The sequence below is a fragment of the Sorangium sp. So ce381 genome (assembly GCF_051473845.1).
In the GTDB taxonomy this organism is placed as follows: Bacteria; Myxococcota_A; Polyangia; order Polyangiales; family Polyangiaceae; genus Sorangium; species Sorangium atrum.
The window spans coordinates 10615032-10634115 of sequence record NZ_CP150336.1; the positions used below are offsets into that span (position 1 = coordinate 10615032).

The 19084-nt window shown below is 70.4% G+C and carries 6 protein-coding genes; all 6 read right to left on the reverse strand.

What is annotated here, in order from left to right; all coding sequences use genetic code 11:
* Positions 1-8: 8 nt before the first annotated feature.
* Complete coding sequence (locus WMF29_RS39830) at positions 9-2171, reverse strand: methyltransferase (protein ID WP_437325304.1); 2163 nt, start codon at positions 2169-2171, stop codon at positions 9-11.
* Positions 2168-3277: a saccharopine dehydrogenase NADP-binding domain-containing protein gene (locus tag WMF29_RS39835; protein WP_437325305.1), complete on the reverse strand. Its 1110-nt coding sequence runs from the start codon at positions 3275-3277 to the stop codon at positions 2168-2170. The genes WMF29_RS39830 and WMF29_RS39835 overlap by 4 nt, the downstream gene beginning before the upstream one ends.
* A complete protein-coding gene (locus WMF29_RS39840) occupies positions 3274-5013 on the reverse strand; it encodes an ABC transporter ATP-binding protein (RefSeq protein WP_437325306.1) in 1740 nt (579 codons plus the stop codon). Before WMF29_RS39840 ends, WMF29_RS39835 begins: the two co-directional genes overlap by 4 nt.
* Positions 5010-6791, reverse strand: a complete 1782-nt coding sequence (locus WMF29_RS39845; protein WP_437325307.1) for an ABC transporter ATP-binding protein — start codon at positions 6789-6791, stop codon at positions 5010-5012. The genes WMF29_RS39840 and WMF29_RS39845 overlap by 4 nt, the downstream gene beginning before the upstream one ends.
* Entirely contained in the window at positions 6788-12319 is a 5532-nt protein-coding gene (locus WMF29_RS39850; protein WP_437325308.1) for an amino acid adenylation domain-containing protein, read from the reverse strand. Before WMF29_RS39850 ends, WMF29_RS39845 begins: the two co-directional genes overlap by 4 nt.
* A gap of 152 nt (positions 12320-12471) precedes the next feature.
* Positions 12472-19077: an amino acid adenylation domain-containing protein gene (locus WMF29_RS39855; RefSeq protein ID WP_437325309.1), complete on the reverse strand. Its 6606-nt coding sequence runs from the start codon at positions 19075-19077 to the stop codon at positions 12472-12474.
* Positions 19078-19084: the final 7 nt, after the last annotated feature.

The window sequence follows — 19084 nt, forward strand, 5'->3', positions numbered from 1 at the left end:
GGTGGTCGTCAGCCGGCGGTAGCGAAGAAGAGGCGCTGGCCTGCCACGGCCAGCGGTGATTCGAGCGAAGGAAGGGCGAACCGCGGCACGAAGGCTGCGGCCAGGAGCTCCTCATTCCAGCCAGGCGCGTCGACGAACACCTGATCGGTCCCGGCGCGCCGGTCCTCGCTGCCCAGCAGCGGCGAGCCGGCCGGGGGAGACAGCAGGAATTGCATCGCCGTGAGGATCGCGCCGTTCTCTCGTGTGGAGTCCGTGAAGATGAGCCATCCGCCGGGAGCGAGCGCGCGCCGGATGCGGCGCAGCGTCCGGCCCGTATGCGCGGCGTTGTGGAGGACATTGCCCGCGAGCACGACGTCCGCTGTGTGCGGCTCCACCCCCTGCGCCGTGAAATCGACGTTGATGTCGAGCACGGCAGTGCGCACCCCGCGACGGCGGCCGAACCGCTCCTGCGCCGCGGCCGTGAAGGCACGCGCGATGTCCGTGAACAGATAGTCGACCGGCGCTCCGTCGAGGGCCCGCAGCGCGGCTGTCGTGGTGAGGCCGGCGCCTCCGCCGAGCTCGAGCACGCGCAGCGGCCGGTGCCGCAGCTCCGCGCAGCGGCGCACGAGGTGAGCGCCGGCGGCGCTCAGGTAAGCGGTGAAGACGTTGTCCTGGTAGGCGGCGATGGAGGAGAGGTCCTGCCGCTCGCGAAACAGGAGCTGCTGAATCGAGAGCTCGTCGCGCACGAGCGCGTGCAGGCGGAGCAGAGCAGCCTGGTGGACTTCCGCCATCGCCGGCGGGAAGCCGAGCGAGGCATACGCGTCGGGCAGGTCGGCGGCCGCGCCGGCGTCCCGCAGGGCCCTTCGCCACACGTACCTATCCCCCACGTTGCCGAGCACACCGTGGTCGCACAGCGCGGCGAGCCACCGCCGGACGAGCCATGCGTGTCGCGGCGCCGCGCCCAGCGCGCAGACGATCTCCTCCGCGGTGCGCGCTTCACCTCCCGGATGCACGGCGCCGCTCGCCACGAGCAGCTCCCCCAGGGCCCGCAGGCTGATCGCCTCGAGTCGCTGCATCGCTCCCGGGAGGTGCGCCAGGGGATCTCTCCCCGGCGCTGGTTCCAGCATCCGAGTGAGCCTCAGCCCAGCCTCGTGTGTCTCATCGCCCGTCGGCACGCGGGGAGCCTCACCGTCGGCGTCATCGGCGGCGGCCTCCACCGCCGCAGCGGCCAGATCCGCGGCGGGGACGACCTCCGCGTCAGGGCGCGCCGTGGCCGCGCCGAGCGCGGCGAGGATGTCGTGCCGGAGGCGACATAACGTGAGCTGAACCTGAGCCTCGCTGACGGCGGCGCCCGGGCTCTCCACCGCGTTGGCGAACGCCGCCAGCTCACCGCGGGTCGCGCGCAACCAGCTCACCGTCTCGCGCTCGGCCGGCGCGTCCGTTCCGCCGAGCAGCACGCCAGACCCCGCGGAGCGCGCGGTCCAGAGGACGTCCCCGTGAACCCCGGTCAACCTCAGCTCGCCGGCGTTGCTGCCCAAGGCGATCTCGATGACGCTCTGCGCCTCTGACGACACCTCGTTGCGCACGCCCAGGACAATGGGAACACCCGCGAGGCTGCCTCCGAGAACGACAAGCCCGCTCCCGAGCGGCGTCGGCTCACGGACCTGCCAGGGGCGCAGGGCGCCGAGCGCGTCTCCCAGGAGGCGGAGCAGCGCCTGGATCGACGCTCTCGTGCAGGTCGCAGCGACGTACTTGATCGGCGTGCGCGCGCGCAATGCCTGCGCTGCGCCGAGGAACCGCCGGGATGCCGGCGTGGCGGAGGCGACCGCTGCCACCCGGAAGGCGGCTCGGCCAAGGCGCGCTTGCCGCAGGCACGCGGCGAGCTCATCGTGCTCGAGCGGCGCCTCCGCCAGCACGGCGCTGCCGCGCCGCAGGAGCTCGACAGCGCGCTCGGTCACCGGCACGCCGTGCCCGGTCGCCGATACCCAGCAGCTCACGCCGGCACCGAGGGGTGCCTGATCCGGCCGGGTCCAGAGCGCTATCCTGGCCTGATCGGCGAACCTCCGGGCGCCGTCGCTGTCGTCGGCGAGCTGGCCAAGGAGACGAAAACGCCCGTTCAAACGCTGGAGCGCGGCCAGGTGCAGAGGACCGAACCCGGCGCCGCACAGCACGAGAGGGATGCCGGCGGTCACAGGGAGCCCTCCTCGGTAGCGCCGAGCGCGTCGATCGACGAATCCAGCAGATCGAGCGCGATCACCGCGCCGCTCTCGCGAAGGCGACCGACGGTCGACAGGGGCTCGAGCGCCGCCGCCGCGAAGTGGCGCCCAGCGGGCACCTGGCCCTGGTCCACCGCCAGCGTGGCGAGCGCGGCCATCGTCCCTGTGAGCTCGGCGTTGCGCCGTCCGCGCACGACCAGCGTGCGCGTGACCGGGGCGCCGTCTCGCAGTCCGTCGAGCTGCGCGACGAGAAGGACGTGAGGCTCCCGTCCAGCGAGGTCGAGCACGCTGGCCCGGCATAACGCCGCGACCGCCTCGCGGCGCTCGAGGCTGCGCACGCGATCGAAGGCCGTGAGGATGTGCTGGCCGGTGATGACGGTATACCAGTCTCCTCGAACGAGCCTGAGCGACTCCGCGAGCCGCTCTCCTTCGGTGTTGAGGTAAGGCAACAAGGTCGCCGGGCCGGGGAAGAACGGGACTTCCACGTTGCGCGTCCGGGTCAGCACCCCGGAGCGACGTCCCTCTCGCCATGCCGCGAGCGGCTCGCTCACCCCGTCCGCGGCCGCCTGGAGATAGTCGTCCGCTGCGACCTCGGTAAAGCGGTCCAGCACGCCGAAATGGCTGCGCAGCCCATGAACCTGGCTGAAAGCCCGCTGCGCCGCCCATCGCGGCAAGAGCGCGGTGAGGCCAGGCTGCAGCCCCGCCGAGAGCACGGCCACGCGCCGGCGGGTGCGGTACTCCTCGTCGTCCAGGAGCGCGTACAGCGCATCGTCGCCGGCGGCGTCCACGTAGTCGGCGCCCGCGTCCACGGCTGCCCTCGCCGCGCGGTCCGCGATGGCGTGGGATGGACCGGCGCAGTTGAGCACGATCCGACAACCACCGACGAAGCGACGCAACGATGCGTCGTCCCGAAAATCGACCGCCTGGTGCTCGACCGCTCCCGCGGACAGCTCACTCGCGAAGCGGCGGGCCGCTTCGAGGTTGCGCCCGCCGATCCGCAGCGGCCCGAGGCCGAGCGACAGGAGCCGCCGGGCCGCTTGCGCGCCGACGTCGCCATAACCTCCCAAGATGCCTATCGTCATCCTGCAGCCTCCACCAGCCGCCATCCGTGGGCGCGGCGCCGCTCGTTCCAGAACGCCGTGTAGCGCCCGTTGCGCGCCAGGAGCTCCTGATGCGTCCCCGCTTCGACGATGCGGCCGCCGTCGAGCACGAGGATCTGATCCGCGGACACGATGGTCGGCAGCCGGTGCGCGATGACCAGAAGGGTCGACCGGCGCATCAGTGTCCGCATCGCGCTCTGGACGTAGCGCTCGTTCTCCGGGTCGAGCGCCGCCGTCGCCTCGTCCAGCAGCACGATCGGAGCGTTCTTGAGCACCGCTCGGGCGACCGACACCCGCTGGCGCTCCCCGCCGGACAGCGACGCTCCGCCCTCGCCGACGCGGGTCTTCAGGCCCTGCGGGAGGCGCTCGATGATCTCGTCCACGCCGGCCAGGCGGGCGGCCTCGCGCACCTCCGCGTCCGTGGCGTCCAGCCGGCCCACCCGGATGTTCGCCTCCAGCGTGTCATCGAACAGATAGACGTCCTGCATGACCAGCGACAGCTGCGCCATCAGGTCTTCCGTGGAGAGCTCGCGGACATCCACGCCGCCCACCCGCACCGAGCCCGCGTCGACGTCGAAGAACCGCGCGATCAGCCGTGTTATCGTGGTCTTCCCGGAGCCGGATGCGCCGATGATCGCCGTCATCGTCCTCGGCGCTATCCGGAAAGACACGTCACGGAGCACCGGAGCGCCCGGCTGATAGCCGAACAGGGCATCGGAGAGCTCGATCTCCCCCGGCGCCGCGACGGGCCTGGACCGCTCCGGCTCGGGGAGCGGCGCCTCATCGAAGATGGCGGACAGCCGCTCCAGATCGTTGCCTGCCATCCGCAAGAGCCCGCTCCGCCCCGCGGCCTCGGCCAGCGGCCCCACGAACCTGGCGGCCAGCGCCAGCAGCGCGATGAGCTCGATGGGATCGATCGACCGATCGAGCGCGCGCACCACGCCGACGGCGATCAGCGCGGCGAACGCGAGCTGCACCGACAGCCCGCCCGCCAGCAACCTGGGGAAGGTCTGGCGCAGCATCGACCCGCCCGCGGCGCGCTGCGCGTCGATCGCCGCCTCCAGCGGCGCATAACCCCCCGTGGCCCGACCGAAGGCGCGCAGCACCTGCTGGTTGCGCGCGAACTCGACGACCCGGTTGCTGGCGAGCGCCCCCGCGGCGTCGACCTGCTCCTCGGTGCGGCCGATCCACGCCGACGACCAGCGGTGCGTCAGGTAGATCAGCGGCGTGCAGGCGATGGCCGTCAGGCCGAGCTGCCAGTCGAAGAACAGCATGGCGACGGCGATCGTCGCGGGCGTCAGGATGCCGCTCACCACCGGGGTCAGGAGGTGGGCAAACACGTTGGTGACCATCATGGTGCCGCCCGTCGCGCTCCGTGAGAGACGGCCGACCTTCTCCGAGGAGAACCAGCCGATCGGCAGGCGGGCTACGTGGTTGCCGAGCCGGTCGTGCAGCGTGGTCAGGACGACCAGCGCGAGCGCAAAGCCCTTCATCGTCTGCTGGTAACGGGCGACGCACGTCACCGCGACGACCGCGGCCAGGAGGAGCAGCCAGCGCAGCGCCTCGCCCAGGTCCCCGCTGAGCAGCGCCTTGAGGACCGGGACGAGGAACGCCATCGCCACCCCCTGAACGACGGAGTAGACGATGAGCCAGCCGAAATAGACGTGCAGCGCCCTTGCGTGCTGCGGTCCCAGGATCTTGGTCAGTTGGCGGATCATGAGGCTACCCCCACCGCTGCGCCGGCAGCCGCCATGTCGCTCTCGGCGTAAGCACGCCACATCCTGGCGTAGAGCCCGTCCGCGGCGAGCAGCGCGGCATGCGTGCCGCGCTCGCGCACGCGGCCCTCGTCGAGCACGACGATCTGGTCGACGCCGGTGATCGTCGCCAGGCGGTGCGCGATGACGATCACGGTGCGCCCGCGCGCGACCGCGGACAGCGCGTCCTGGATCTGCGCTTCTGACTCCGGATCCGCGTGCGCCGTCGCCTCGTCCAGGATCAGCACCGCGGTGTCCGCGAGCAGCGTGCGCGCGATGGACAGCCGCTGCGCCTCGCCCCCGGACAGAATGGCGTCCTCGCCGATCACGGACCGATATCCCCTGGGAAGCGCGACGATCCGGTCGTGGATCTGCGCGGCGCGCGCGGCCGCGACGACCTCTGCGTCGCTGGCCTCGGGCCGGCCGAGGCGCAGGTTGTCGGCGACCGTTCCATGCACCAGCTGCACGTCCTGCAGGACGAATCCGACGTTCCGGTACAGCACGTCCGGCGCGATGTTCCGGATATCCACGCCGCCGAGCAGGACAGCGCCGCCGGTCACGTCGTAAAACCGGGGCACCAGCTTTGCCAGCGTGGACTTCCCCGCGCCCGAGGTCCCGACGAGCGCGGTCACCGTGCCAGGCCTGCAAGCGAAGCTCACGTCGGAGAGCACGCTCCTCGAGCCGTCGTAGCTGAACGAGACGTGATCGAACTGCACCTCTGCCCCGCGCGGCGCCTGCGGCGTCGTCGTGATGGGCAATGACGGCTCATCGAGCAGCGAGGCGACGCGCTCCGCCGCCGCCACGGCCTTGCGCTGGGCCGTGAGCCCCTGGTTCAGCGTGAGCACCGTCTGCGGGATGACCACGGCGACCAGGGTCTCGGCGAGCAGGTCGATGGGGCTCACCCAGCCCTCTCGGATGAACCAGGCGCCGACCGTCAGGCTCACCAGCATGATCACAGGCACAGAGAGGGCCATCGAGGTCAGCGCCTCGAGCCGGAGCAGCGGCCGCACCCAGCCGGCGTATCGGTCGCTGAAGTCGCTGACGGCGCGCTGATAGCTCTGGTGAGCGCGGCCCGTCTGGCCGAACGCCTTCACGACCGCGATGCCGTGTACGAACTCGACGATCGCGGCGCTCACCCTGCCGAAGCTCGCGTCGAGCTGCATCATCTTCTCGGCGAAGCCCCGCATCATCCATGCGTAAGCGGCCATGTAGATCGGCAGGGTGGCGATCGCGAGCAACGCCAGCCGAAAGTCCAGCCAGAGCAGGTACAGGAGGCCGCCGAGCGGAAGGACGATCGCCGAGACGAGCTCGACATCGTGGTGCGCGACGAGGTGATGCAAGTCGTCGAGGTCGTCCTGGACCGCTTTGCGGACCACCCCTGACATCTTGTCGGAGTACCACCCCAGCGGCACCTCGCCCAGCTTGCGCACCAGCGCGCGCCGCAGGATGGCCTGAAGCCGATGGTCGGCCAGGTGAGTCACCCACAGCGCCGTTCCGGTGCAGGTCCATCCGACGCCGAGCCCGACCACGATGATCAGCGCGATCCCGGCCACCTTCGCGCTGTCAATCGGGCCTGACGCGACGAGGATCCGCGCGAGCTCGGCGATCCCGATGAACGGGACGAGCGTCGTCAGCGCCCCGACGCCGCCCAGCAAGATCCCGAGCCGCGTGAGCCCTGCTATCGGGCGGCGCAGCTCGCGGAGCGCCGCGTCCTTCTGCTGATTCTCTCGATTCTCGCTCATGTGTTGCGCAACGATGCTGCGAGGTGCTCGGCCACGACATTCACATGCGGCGGCTCGATGACGCTGAAATGGTTGCCGGGAACGTCGATCAGCTTGAACTCGCCGAGGCAGACGCCTTCCCAGAACGGCGCCGTCAAATGCCCGACGCCTGCGGTGATGCCGAACGATTGCTCCTCGTCGCACCGCAGGAACGTCATATCGCCGACGTAAGGCTCGGGATCGAAGCGCGCGGCGCGCATGCTGTGCCTGCAGGTCCGGAACAGCGCCGGGATGAGCTCGGGTCCGACGGGCACCCCGGCCTGAGCGGCCGCCGCCTTCGCATAGCTGGCCAGGCGCTCGTCCTGACTGCGCGCGGACTGCCTGCGCACCGCGGCGGCGACCGATTCCAGCCCGGGGTCTCCGCCGAGCCTGGCCATTGCGCCGGCCGGTATCTTGCGATCATACTCGACCATCAATTTCTCGATGGCCCGGTACACGTCGGCGCTGTCGACGTCTTCGCCGAAGACGGCCTTCACCGGATCCAGGTTCAAATTCGGGGCAAAGATCGCCTCGAACGCGAGCTCCTCGTCGGTCTCGATGAACATCGGGATGCTATCGACGAGCGCCAGGTCCACCGACATGCCGCGCTCGAGCAGCCGCCGGGCCACCTCGGTCGCGAGCAGCCCGCCGAGGCAGTAGCCGATGAGCTGAAACCGCGTGAAACCTTCGTCGATGAGCCGCTGCGCGTAATCGTCGGACACGCGCGCGACGAGCTCCTTCGGGGGGATCGCGAGGTACAGCTCGGGGTCGGCGACGGCGAAGCCCAGGACAGGCCCCAGATTCTGCGCGGCGAGCGCCCGCCCGAGGTGCTGGAAGTAATCCATGGTGCCCAGCGCCGCGTGGAACATCACACGCGCCGGCCCGTCCCCGCCGCCGAACGAGAGGATCAACGAGTTGCTGCCCTCCCGGCGCTGCGCGATCTGCGCGGTCTTACCTCCGCTGGCGGACGCCTCCGCGCTCGGCGCGTGCGCTGCGCCGTCTTGCCTGCGCAACGCGCGCGCGAGCGCGTCGACCGTCGGCTCGTTGAGCATCTGCCGCAGGAGCGTGTCGTAGGCGAACGGCGCCGCTTCCGGCACCTCCTCGCGCAGTCGACCTGCCACCCTGGCGAGGATCAGCGAGTCGGCGCCGCGATCGTAGAAGTTCTCGTCCTTGCCGATCCGCGCGATTCCGAGCGCGCTCGCCCAGAGCGCACACAGCCGGCCCTCCAGCTCGTCCAGCGTCGCGTCGGCCTCCTTCCCGGCGCTGTCGATGAACGCCGCGGGCCGCAGCGAGGCGAGCGCCTTGCGGTTGACCTTGCCGTTCGCCGTGAGCGGCAGCCGGTCGACGACCTGCAGATGAGCAGGCACCATGTGCGCTGGCAGCCGCTGCCCGAGGAAGCTCGTGAGCTCGTCCGTCCTGACCCGGGCCCGGTCGGTCTTGAAGCGCGCAGCGAACATGTGCATGCCATACGCCGCCATCGGATGATCGTCGTCCGGCAGGCAGAGCACCAGCTCACCGCCGCTCTTCGCGATCAGGCCTTGCCATTGCTGGGTGGACAGGAACTTGGTGGCGCCGCGCTCCCGGTCTGCGCCCGCGGGGTCCATCATGAAGCCCTGGGTGAGCAGGACGTGCGGGTGATCGGCGGTAGGCTCGGTGAACACGAGCCACCCCGATGGCCCGAGCAGCTCCACCGCGGCCGCCACCGCAGCTTCGACGTTGCGGGTGCTGTTCAGCATTCCGGCGCACAGCACGACGTCCACGGAGTTCGGCAGCAGGCCCTGAGCGCGGTAGTCCTCGTTCAGGTCGAGCTGTCCGAATCGGACCCAGGGGCGCTCCCGGAACCGCTCGCGCGCATCGGCCAGGAAGAAGGCTGTCAGGTCCGTGAACAGGTAGTCGACGTCATGGCCGTCGAGCATCGGGATCACCACGCCGCTGGTCGCGCCCGTGCCGGCGCCGATCTCGAGCACCCGCAGGGGGGCGCTGTCCGTATGCGCGGCGGCGATCCGGTACAGCAGCGCTGCGACCGCGTGGTTGTTGTAACGCGCGATCGCGTCATCGCGGTACACCGAGAGCGCGACGTCGTGCTTTCCTTGCGGAAACAGCAGCTCGAACGGGTTCTGCTGGTTCTCGAGCAAGGCGTGCAGCCGCTCCACGTGCGCTCTGTGGTACTGGACGAACTCGGGCGTACACAGCCCGGACGACGTCGCCAGCTCCTCGAACCACCGCCAGGCGTCGTGGACCGCCGTCGCGTCGGCGACCCTGCGCTGCGCATAACGATAACGACGGCTCTCCTCGTGGTACGTGAGCCATCCAGCCTCCGAAAGGAGCCCCAGCCAGCGGCGAACGAGCCAGTGATGGCGGTCGTGAACGCGCGCCTCGCGCAGGATCTCCTCGGCCGAGTGCGCGTCGCGCGGACCGGCGAAGAGCCCGCGCTCGGCAAGCGCGTTCATCATGGACGCGAACGAGGCGTCGTGAAGCGCTCGAATCGCCTCGGTCACCTGGGCCGCGGTCACGCCGCTGACCTCCTTGTCGGCGAACTGCCGCGCCGCAGACACCAGACGGGCCTGCGACGTCGCCAGATCATCGTCCGTGGGCGCGCCGCGCCGCGCGAGCTCGACGAAGCCGAGCAGCGCGCGATCCGTGAGATCCTTGCCGGCCACGACGGCCGCCGCGGCGCCGACCGCCGGATGCGCGAGCAGCGCGGCCTCGATCTCGCCGAGCTCGATCCGGTGCCCGCGAATCTTGACCTGGCTGTCCTCGCGGCCGAGGAACTCGATGGATCCGCCGGGGAGATAGCGCCCGAGATCTCCGGTCCTGTAGAGGCGCTGGCCATCGACGGGGTGGTTGAAGAAGCGCGCGGCCGTGAGCTCCGGATCGCCCAGGTACCCCGCTGCGAGGCCGTGCCCGGTGATGTACAGCTCTCCAGCGACCCACACCGGCGCGTCGCGGAGCGACGCGTCGAGGACGCGGAAGCCCTGGTTGGCGAGCGGCACCCCGTAGGGGATGCTCGTCCACGCCGGATCGACCCGCTCGATGCGATGGTAATTCGACCAGATGGCCGCCTCGGTCGCGCCCCCGAGCCCGATGAGCGTCAGGTCAGGAATGAACCGGCGGATCTGGTCGGGCAGCGTGACAGGGATCCAGTCCCCGGACAGCAGCGCCATGCGCAACGAGCGGATCGCGACAGGCTCTGTCTGCAGGTAGCTCGCCAGCATCTGAAGCTGCGCAGGCACGGAGTTCCACAGGGTCACCTCGTGCTTCACGAGCAGGTCCGCCCAGTGGGAGGGGTCGGCGCCGCGGTCGGGATCCGGGAGCACGAGCGTCCCGCCGAGGGCGAGGGTTCCGAAGATGTCGTACACGGACAGGTCGAAGCCAAGTTGCGCGAGGCCCAGCACCCGGTCCGAACCGGTCACCCCGAAGCGACGGTTGATGTCGTCGATCGTGTTCAGCGCCGCTCGGTGGGTGATCATGACCCCCTTCGGGTCACCCGTGGAGCCGGACGTGTAGATCACGTACGCCAGCGCGTCGGGGTCGCCCGTCGCAGCTTCCGGGAAGCTCTGCGCAGGCGCCTGCGTGTCCACGTCGATCACGCGCAGGCCGTCCGGCAGCTTGGCCGCCGCGGAGATCCACGACTGGGTCAGGACCTGTCGCACCGCCGCGTTCGACAGCACCTTCTCGATGCGAAGCCGTGGCTGCGTGGCGTCCAGCGGCAGGTAGGTCCCGCCGGCGAGCAGCACGCCCAGCACCGCGACGACCTGCTCGATCCCCTTGTTCATGACGACGGCGACCCGGTCGCCCGCGGTACAGCCGCCGTCTCGCAGCGCCTGCGCGACCGACGCCGCCCGCATCGCGAGGTCGCGGTACGTCAAGCTGCCCGCATGGCCGATCACCGCCACCGCTCCGGGGTCGCGGGCGGCCTGCTCCAGAAACCCTCGGTGCAAGAGGGAGTCCGGCAGCGGACAGCCGGTCTGATTGACGCGCTCGCGCTCCTGCGCCTGCCATGCGGGCAACGCGACCGGCTCGACGGCCTCCCACGCCTCGGAGCGCTCCGCGAGATCCTCCAGCAGCCGCTGCAGCGCGCCGAACATGTCGTCGATGAGGCCGTCCGGGAAGATGCCCTGACGCACGTCCCAGTTGACCTCGAGCCCGTCCGCGTCATCCATGACCTGACAATCGAGGTAGACCTGCGGGGTTTGCGTGACGCCATGGCCGAAGCGCCGCCCGCTGCTGGGCCGTCGCCGCGAGCCGAGGCCGATGGCGCTGGTGAAGACGACCGGCATCAGCGCGGCCTCCCGCCCGCGCCGGCGGGTCATCTCGCGCAGCACCTCGACCCCCGTGAACAGCCGGTGGTCGAGATCGGCGAACATCTGATCGCCGAGCCGCGCAGCCCATTCCTTGAAGCTGCGCCCGGACGCCGCCTGCACGTCCATGAGGCTGACGGACGTGAAGTCTCCGACGATCCGGTCGACGTGCGGGTGCAGCGGCAGACGGTTGAGCAGCGTGAGGTTGAGGCTGAACCGTTGACGACGGCTCCAGCGCTGGAGCACCGCCGCATAGGCGCCCAGCACGGCGATCGAGGCCGTGAGCCCTCGCTCGCCGGCCCGCTGCCGGAGGCGCTCCCAGCGCTCGGCGGACAGGCGGCTGTGGTAGCGGCGGAAGCGCACGGGTCCAGCTTCCGCGGCCGATGGAAGCATCGGCAGCTCGGGCGCGGCGGGCAGATCGTTGACGCGCGCGAGCCAGTACTGGCGGTCACGCTGGTAACGCCCGGTCTCGCGCAGCCGCCGCTCCGCGAAGATGTAATCGCGAAAGCGCAGGTCCAGCGGTCGCAGCTCGTCGCTGCGACCGGCGAGGATGAGATCGAGCTCCTCGAAGAAGATCCCGGCGCTCGCCCAGTCGGCGATCAGCGAGTCCAGCGAGAAGTGCACCACGTCGCCGCCGCTGGTGCGGGTATGCCGCAGCTCGAACAGCGGCCATACGGTGGTCTCGTACATCCGGTGGTCCATCTCGGCGCGGATGCCGCATAGCGCGCGCTCCACCTCGGCGGCGGACGCGCCGCGGAGGTCCGTCGACTGGATGTGGTACCGAGGTACCGTGGGCAGGACGCGCTGGTAGCCGTCCTGCTCGATCACGGCGCGCAGCATCTCATGCCGCTCGATCAGCAGGTTCCAGGCGTCGGAGAGGCGCGCGGGGTCGAGCTCTGGATACGTCACCTCCAGGTACCCGTGGCAGGCGACGCCGCCATAACCGAAGGAGCTCTGGCGCCCCAGCAGGTAGGCCGTCTGCACGTCGGTGAGCGGGAACGGCTCATGACGCGCCTGCTCGTCCGCGACGACGACCACCCCCTGGTTCGCTGCCAGAAAATCGATGATCTGCGCCTTGTGCGTGCGCAGCACCGTCATCTTGTCTTCCGTGAGCAAACCTTTGGGCGCACGGAACCGGAGCTGCCCCGATTCCGTCCACAGATCGACACCCAGCGTCTTCAGCTCTTCGATGATCCCGGCAACGGGCATGGATGGTTGCTCCTGTAGCTTGTTGACGACAAGCGTCACATCAGACGATGAACTCACCGGCGAGGCGCTCTCCCGCGCGCGGCTCCGGCGTCCGCTCCGGCGGCGCGCCGTCGCCCGATCTCGCGGGCGGGGCGCCGCCGCCGCGGACGCCGCTAGAGCACGCCCTCCTCGATCTCCTGGCGGGCCTCCTGCTCGGCGGCGAGCGCCGCTGCGACCTCGCGCAGCGTCGGTCCGTTGAACAGGCGCCTCAGAGGCAACATGATGGCGTGGCGCTGATTCACCGCTTCGATGAAGCGCGTCGCGAGCAGGCTGTCGCCGCCCAGCTGGAAGAAGCTCTGATGGCGGCCGACGTTGCCGACGGCCAGGAGCTCGCTCCAGAGCGCCGCGACGGCATGCTCCCATTCACCCTGCGGGGGCTCGACCTCCCGGACGTCGGGTTCGGCTTCCGCCGAGATCCTCCTGATGATCTCGGCATGGTTGACCTTGCCGTTCGCGCTGAGCGGCAGCTCGGCCAGCACCAGGATCCTCTCTGGCACCATGTGGAGCGGGAGGGTCATGGTGACATGGTCGCGCAGCTGCTCCGCGCTGAGCTCCGCCGCGGCGTCCGGGCGGCGGCCATTCAGGCCATCGATCATCGCGCCTCGCGCTTCCTCCACGGCAGCAGGGACCACCGCGGCGGCGAGGCGTCCGGAGGCCGCCACGGCCACCGCGTCCCGCACGCCGGGGTGCGATCGCAGAGCGGCTTCCACCTCGCCGAGCTCGATGCGATGCCCGCGGATCTTGACCTGAGTGTCGGTGCGACCGAGGAACTCCAGCGCTCCGTCGGGCCAGTAACGCCCGACGTCGCCGGTGCGATACCACCGCGCGCCCTCTCCGACGAACTTGCGAGCCGTCAGGTCCGGTGCGGCGCAGTAGCCGCGCGCCACCCCGAGACCGCCGATCCACAGCTCGCCTGGCACCCAGTCCGGGCAGTCGCGGCCATGCGCGTCCACCACGCGGAAGAGCTGGTTGCGCAAGGGATAGCCGTAGGGGATCGAGCGCCACGACGGCTGGACCACGTCCACCTCGAAGAAGTTGGACCAGATGGAGGCCTCGGTGGCGCCGCCGAGCGCGATGAACCGACACCCGGGCCGCTGCGCGGCGAGCCGCCCAGGCAAATCCGTCTTGATCCAGTCGCCCGAGACGAGCGCCAGGCGGATGGCGCCCGGCGGCTCCGCGGCGCTGCCGACGATGAGCAGCATGTCGAGCAAGGTCGGAACGCTGTTCCAGATCGTCACCTCGTGTCGACACACCAGCTCATGCCAGCGCCTCGCGTCGCGCCGCGATTCCTCCTCGATCAAGACCAGCGAGCCGCCGGCGGACAGCAGACCGAAGATATCGTAGACGGACAGATCGAAATCGAGCGCGGACACGGCCAGGACGCGGTCTTCCGCGCCGACGCCGAAGCGTTGATTGATGTCCAGCACCGTGTTCAGCGCGGCGCGATGGGTGATTTCAACGCCCTTCGGCTCGCCGGTCGATCCGGAGGTGAAGATGATGTAAGCGAGCTGCTCTGCGTCGGTCGCTGCCGGGCTCGGCGCGGGCGCGGACGCCATCGCCTGTCCAAACACGCACGGACGAACGCCCTCCGGCCAGCACCTCGGCTCCGAGCCGGTGACGACGACGCGGACCCCTGCCTGACCCAGCATCCGATCGCGGCGCGCATCGGGTTGATCCACCCCGACAGGCAGGTAGGCGGCTCCGGCCGCCAGCACCCCCAGCACCGCGGCGATCTGATCGGGCCCCTTGGGCAGGTTCACGGCGACGACATCGCCTGTCGCCACGCCGCGCTGTGCCAGCGCGGCCGAGAGGCGCAGCGCGCGCGACGCGAGCTCGCCGTAGCTCATCGCGTCGGCCTCGCCCCAGCGCAATGCGATCCGTTGCGGCTGCTCGCGCGCCAGGTCGAAGAACGCGCGGTGCAGGCTCCGCCGTGGGCTCTCTCCCGAGGTCGCGTTGACGAGCGCGCGCACGAGCCGCTGCGGCTCGGGCATGAGATCGGGCACAGGCAGGTGCCATTCGGAGCTGCTCAGCCAGCTCAGCTCGCGCAGGTACGCGTCGAACATCGTGGCGATCAGGCCCGCCGGGAACAGGTCCTCGACCACATCCCAGTTCAGGGCGATGCCGCCCTCGGCCTCTATCACCTGATGGTCGAGCCACACCTGCGGGGTCTGCGTCAGGCCCCACACCTGCTTCCTGAAGGGGCCGCTGGCCGGCGCAGCGGTGCCCCCGGGGACGCCGAGGGCGCTCGTGAACACCACCGGCATGGTCAGGCTCGGCGCGCCGCTCAACCTGCCCAGCTCGCGAACGAGCGAGATGCTCGAGACGTCGCGATGGTCCAGCGCGTCGCCGAGCTCCTTCTGGACACGCCGGGCTCGCGTCACCCAGCTCTCGCCGGCGGCGGGCCGGTATCCGATCAACGTGAGCGACGTGAAATCGCCCATGACCGTGTGGATGTCGGGGTGTACCTCGCGGCGATCGAACAGCGTCAGGTTGAGCGTGAGGTCGGGCCGGCTGCACCAGCGGCTGAGCACCTCGGCGAACGCCGTGAGCAGGACCGTGGACGGCGTGACGCCGTGCTCGCCTGCGCGCTCGACGATGCGGCGCCATCGGCTCGCGTCGACGCTGCCCTCGTGGCGCGTGAAGCGCGGGCGCCCTACCTCGGCCGGGTCTCTGACGAGCGGCAGCTGCGGCGCCGGCGGCAGCTCTGGCAGCTTCTTCGCCCAGTACGCCCGCGCGGCGGCGAGCGCCTCCGATCCCGGCGTGCACGTCAGCACATAGTCGCGGAAGGACAGCCCGATCGGCGGCAAAGCAGCGTCCGGCGCCTCGTAAAGCGCGGTGAGCTCCGAGTAGAAGGTGAGGATACTGAGCGCGTCGAGGATGAGGTTGTCCAGGCTGATGCCGAGGCGCGTCCGGTCGCCCGACCGCACCGCCCGCATGCCGAACAGCGGCCATCGCGTCGGGTCGAAGACCCGGTGCGAGCAGTCGCGCCGCAGCTCCTCGTACGCCTGAGCCGGGTCTTCGCCGCCGTCGACGACCTCTATCGTGAACCGCGGCACGTCCGCGAGGATGCGTTGCTGGCCCTGCTCATCGAAGACCGCGCGCAACATCTCGTGCCGCCGCACCAGGACGTTGACGGCCGCCTCCAGCCGCGGCACGTCGAGGTCGACGACGTCGTACTCGCGATAGAACTGGCAGGCGACGCCCCCGAGCGTGAAGCTCTCGTCACGACCCAGCCAGTAGGCCCGCTGCACCTCGGTCGGCGGGAAGGGCAGGTGACGGTTCTCCGGATCGGCGACCAGCGTAGGCGGCGCCGGAGCGCCCGCGCCGAGCGACAACGTGGCAGCGAACTCGGCCAGCGTCGGATGGGCGAACAGATCGGCCAGCTTGACGCCGTCGAGGCCGACGTCGCGCAGCCGGCGCACCAGGCGTGTCGCCAGGAGGGAATCGCCGCCCGCGGCGAAGAAGTTGTCCTCGCGGCCCACCTCCGGCACCTTGAGCAGCTCGGCCCAGACCTCGGCGACCCGGCGTTCCACCTCGCCCACCGGCGCGGTCACGGTCGCCTTGGCCTGAAGGGCCATGGTGTTCACCGTTCGCTGCAAGGCTTTGCGATCGATCTTGCCGTTGGGCGTGAGCGGCAAGCTCCTGCAGCGCCACAGGTGATCCGGCACCATCACGGCGGGCAGGCGGCTCACAAGGAACTCACGCAGATCTGCGAGCTCCGGCGGCGGCTGCCGCAGATCGATGATCTCGCCTGCCTCGGGCACATCGATCCTCGGATCGTCCGAGGTGATGGCCACATAGAGCCCACGTTCACCCAGCACCGCGACGGCCTGGCTGACGCCGGGATAACCTCCGACCGCGGCCTCGATCTCGCCGAGCTCGATGCGGTGCCCGCGCAGCTTCACCTGGAAGTCGGCGCGCCCGAGGAACTCCACGCTGCCGTCGGCCCAGTAACGCGCGCGGTCGCCGGTGCGGTACCAGCGCGTCCCGTCCACCAGGAGAAACTTGTTCGCCGTTTTCTCGCGGTCGCCACGATAGCCGCGGGCCACGCCGGCGCCGCCGATCCACAGCTCGCCCGGGACGAAGTCGGGACAGTCGCGCCCCAGAGGATCGACGACGCGCAGCTGCACGTTGCCAAGGGGCTTTCCATACGGCACCGACTTCCAGTGCGAAGGCACCTCGGTGACCTCGCAGATCGTGGAGTGGATCGCGGTCTCGGTGGTGCCGCCCAGCGCGATGAAGCGGCAGCGCGGAGCGCGCTGCGCAAGGCGCCCCGGCAGATCGAGGGTCACCCAGTCGCCGCCCAGGAGCACCGCACGGAGCGCCAGCGGACCGGGACCGTCGCCGGCGGCCGCGAGCGTCACATCGAGCAGGGCCGGCACGCAGTTGAGGACGGTCACGCGATGGCTGCGCAGCAATTCGACCCAGACCGCTGCGTCGCGACGCGCCCACTCCTCGACGCAGACCACGGCGCCGCCGACCGACAGCGGCGCGAAGATATCGTACACCGACAGATCGAACTCGAGCGCGGACAGCGCGAGCGTCCGGTCGGCCACGCCCAGCGAGAGGCGCTGGTTCAGATCATCGATGGTGTTCATCGCTGCGGCGTGGGTGATCTCCACGCCTTTCGGCTCGCCCGTCGAACCCGATGTGAACAGGATGTACGCGAGATCCGAGTCCTCGCCGGCCAGCGGCTCCGCCAGCGACGCCTGCCCCTCCGGGACGCTATCGAGCACGAGGGCGGCGCCAGCGGCGTCGAGGATGCGCTGACGGCGCAGCGCGGGTTGATCCACGCTGATCGGCAGGTACGTTGCGCCGGCGGCCAGCACGCCCAGCACGGCGACGATCTGGCTCGGCCCCTTGGGCAGCTGGATCGCCACCACGTCGCCTGCGCTCACGCCGCGCTCGCGCAGGTAGCCCGCCACGCGCAGCGCGCGCTGCCGGAGCTCCCCGTACGAGATCCTGCCGCCTTCTCCCCAGAGGAGAGCAGGCGCCTCTGGCTGTCGCTTCGCGAGCTCGAAGAAGCCGTCGTGAAGGCGCTTGCCCGAGACGGCCGTCCTTGTGGCGTTCGCGGCGACGCGCACCTTCAGCTGCTCTGCCGGGAGCAGCGCAGGCACGGGCTGCCGCCAGGCTTCCTCATACGACAGCAGGCGCTCCAGCAGGCGGCCGTGCGCGTCGAACATCGCGTCCAGCACGCCTGGCGCAAAGGCATCTTCACGCGCATCCAGGTTGACCAGCAAGCCGCCGTCGAGCTCCGTGACCTGCGCGTCCAGCCACACCTGCGGCCCCTGGGAGATGATCCAGGACGCCCTCCCGAAGAGCTGCTTCACCACCTCCGGAAACAGCTCGCCCAGGCCGAGCGCGCTCGTGTACACGACAGGCGCCAGCACCTGCTCGCCTCGCAGCCGAGAGAGGTCGCGCAGCACCTCGACCCCCGAATACCCCACGTGCTCGGCGTCTGCATGGAACTGGGCCTGCAGGCGCTGCGCGCGTTCAGCGAAGGTGCCGGGCGCCGCGCCGTCCCAGGCCAGGAGCACCGAGGAGGTGAAGTCGCCCACCAGCATCCCCACGTCGGGGTGCAAGGGCTCGCGGTCGAACATCGGCAGGTTCATCAAGAACCGCGGCTCCGCGCTCCAGGCGGTCAGCGTCTCCGCGAACACCGCCGCCATCGCCATGGCCGGCGTGAGGCCGTGGCGCGCCGCCAGCGACGTGAAGGCGCGCACCTGCTCCGGAGCGAGCCAGCGATGACGCCGCACCACCGTCGTGGCGCCCACGTTCACGTGGTAGGGCGCGGCGGGCAGCTCCGGCGCAGCGGGTAGGTCGCTCAGGCGAGCTTGCCAGTACGCTCGGTCGGCGTTCCGCGACCGCTGGCCCTTGACGCTCGCGCGGCTGGCCTCGCGCTCCGCCAAATAGCGCGGATAGCTGGTGTTGATCGGAGGCAGCGGCTGCGATCCGGCGTAGAGGTGCGCCAGGTCGGCCAGCAGCACCCGCAGGCTGAGCGCGTCGGCGGCCACCATGTCCAGGTTCACATGCAGGCGCGTCCCGCCCGCGCGGATCGCGTCCGGCAGGAGCGAGATCTGGAGTTCGAACACCTCGCCGGCAGCCAGGTCCAGCGTCCGATGCGACAGCGTCCGGCGCAGCTCGGCGAGCGCCTCTTGCGCCGCCTCGGCCGACAGGGCGCGCAGATCGTGGACCTTCAGCCCACGCCCGCGGCTGTCGGGCAGGATCTGCTGCCGGCCATCGCTCAGGATCTGCACGCGCAACATGCCATGCCGCCCGAGCAGCGCTCGTACGGCGGACTCCAGCCGCGCGGGGTCGACCCCCTCGCTGTCGAACTCGTTGTAGAAATGCGCGGCGACGCCGCCCAGCTGCTGGCCTTGCTCGCGTCCGACCCAGTACGCGTGCTGCATCAGCGCGAGCTCGAAGGGCGCCGCCTCGTCGATGGTGGTCGCGGCGGGCGAACGCTCGTCGCGTTCGCCCTTGGTACAGCTTCGCTCTCCTATCAGCGCCTTCCAGGCGGACACCCGCGGGTTCGCCGCGAGCTCGGCGAAGTCGACCTCGATGCCTTGCCGCCGCCACCTGCCGGCGAGGCGCATCATCGTGATCGAGTCCATCCCGAGCTCGATCAGGTTGCTGTCTTCACGGACCGTCTCGGCCACCACGCCGAGCACGCTCGCGACCGTATCCCTCAGATCCGAAGAGGCGACTTCGTCGTGCATTCGCTGT

Coding starts and splice junctions, on each gene's coding strand:
- WMF29_RS39835 (WP_437325305.1), bottom strand. CDS start 3,277: ATGACGATAGGCATCTTGGGAGGTTATGGCGACGTCGGCGCGCAAGCG.
- WMF29_RS39840 (WP_437325306.1), bottom strand. CDS start 5,013: ATGATCCGCCAACTGACCAAGATCCTGGGACCGCAGCACGCAAGGGCG.
- WMF29_RS39845 (WP_437325307.1), bottom strand. CDS start 6,791: ATGAGCGAGAATCGAGAGAATCAGCAGAAGGACGCGGCGCTCCGCGAG.
- WMF29_RS39850 (WP_437325308.1), bottom strand. CDS start 12,319: ATGCCCGTTGCCGGGATCATCGAAGAGCTGAAGACGCTGGGTGTCGAT.
- WMF29_RS39855 (WP_437325309.1), bottom strand. CDS start 19,077: ATGCACGACGAAGTCGCCTCTTCGGATCTGAGGGATACGGTCGCGAGC.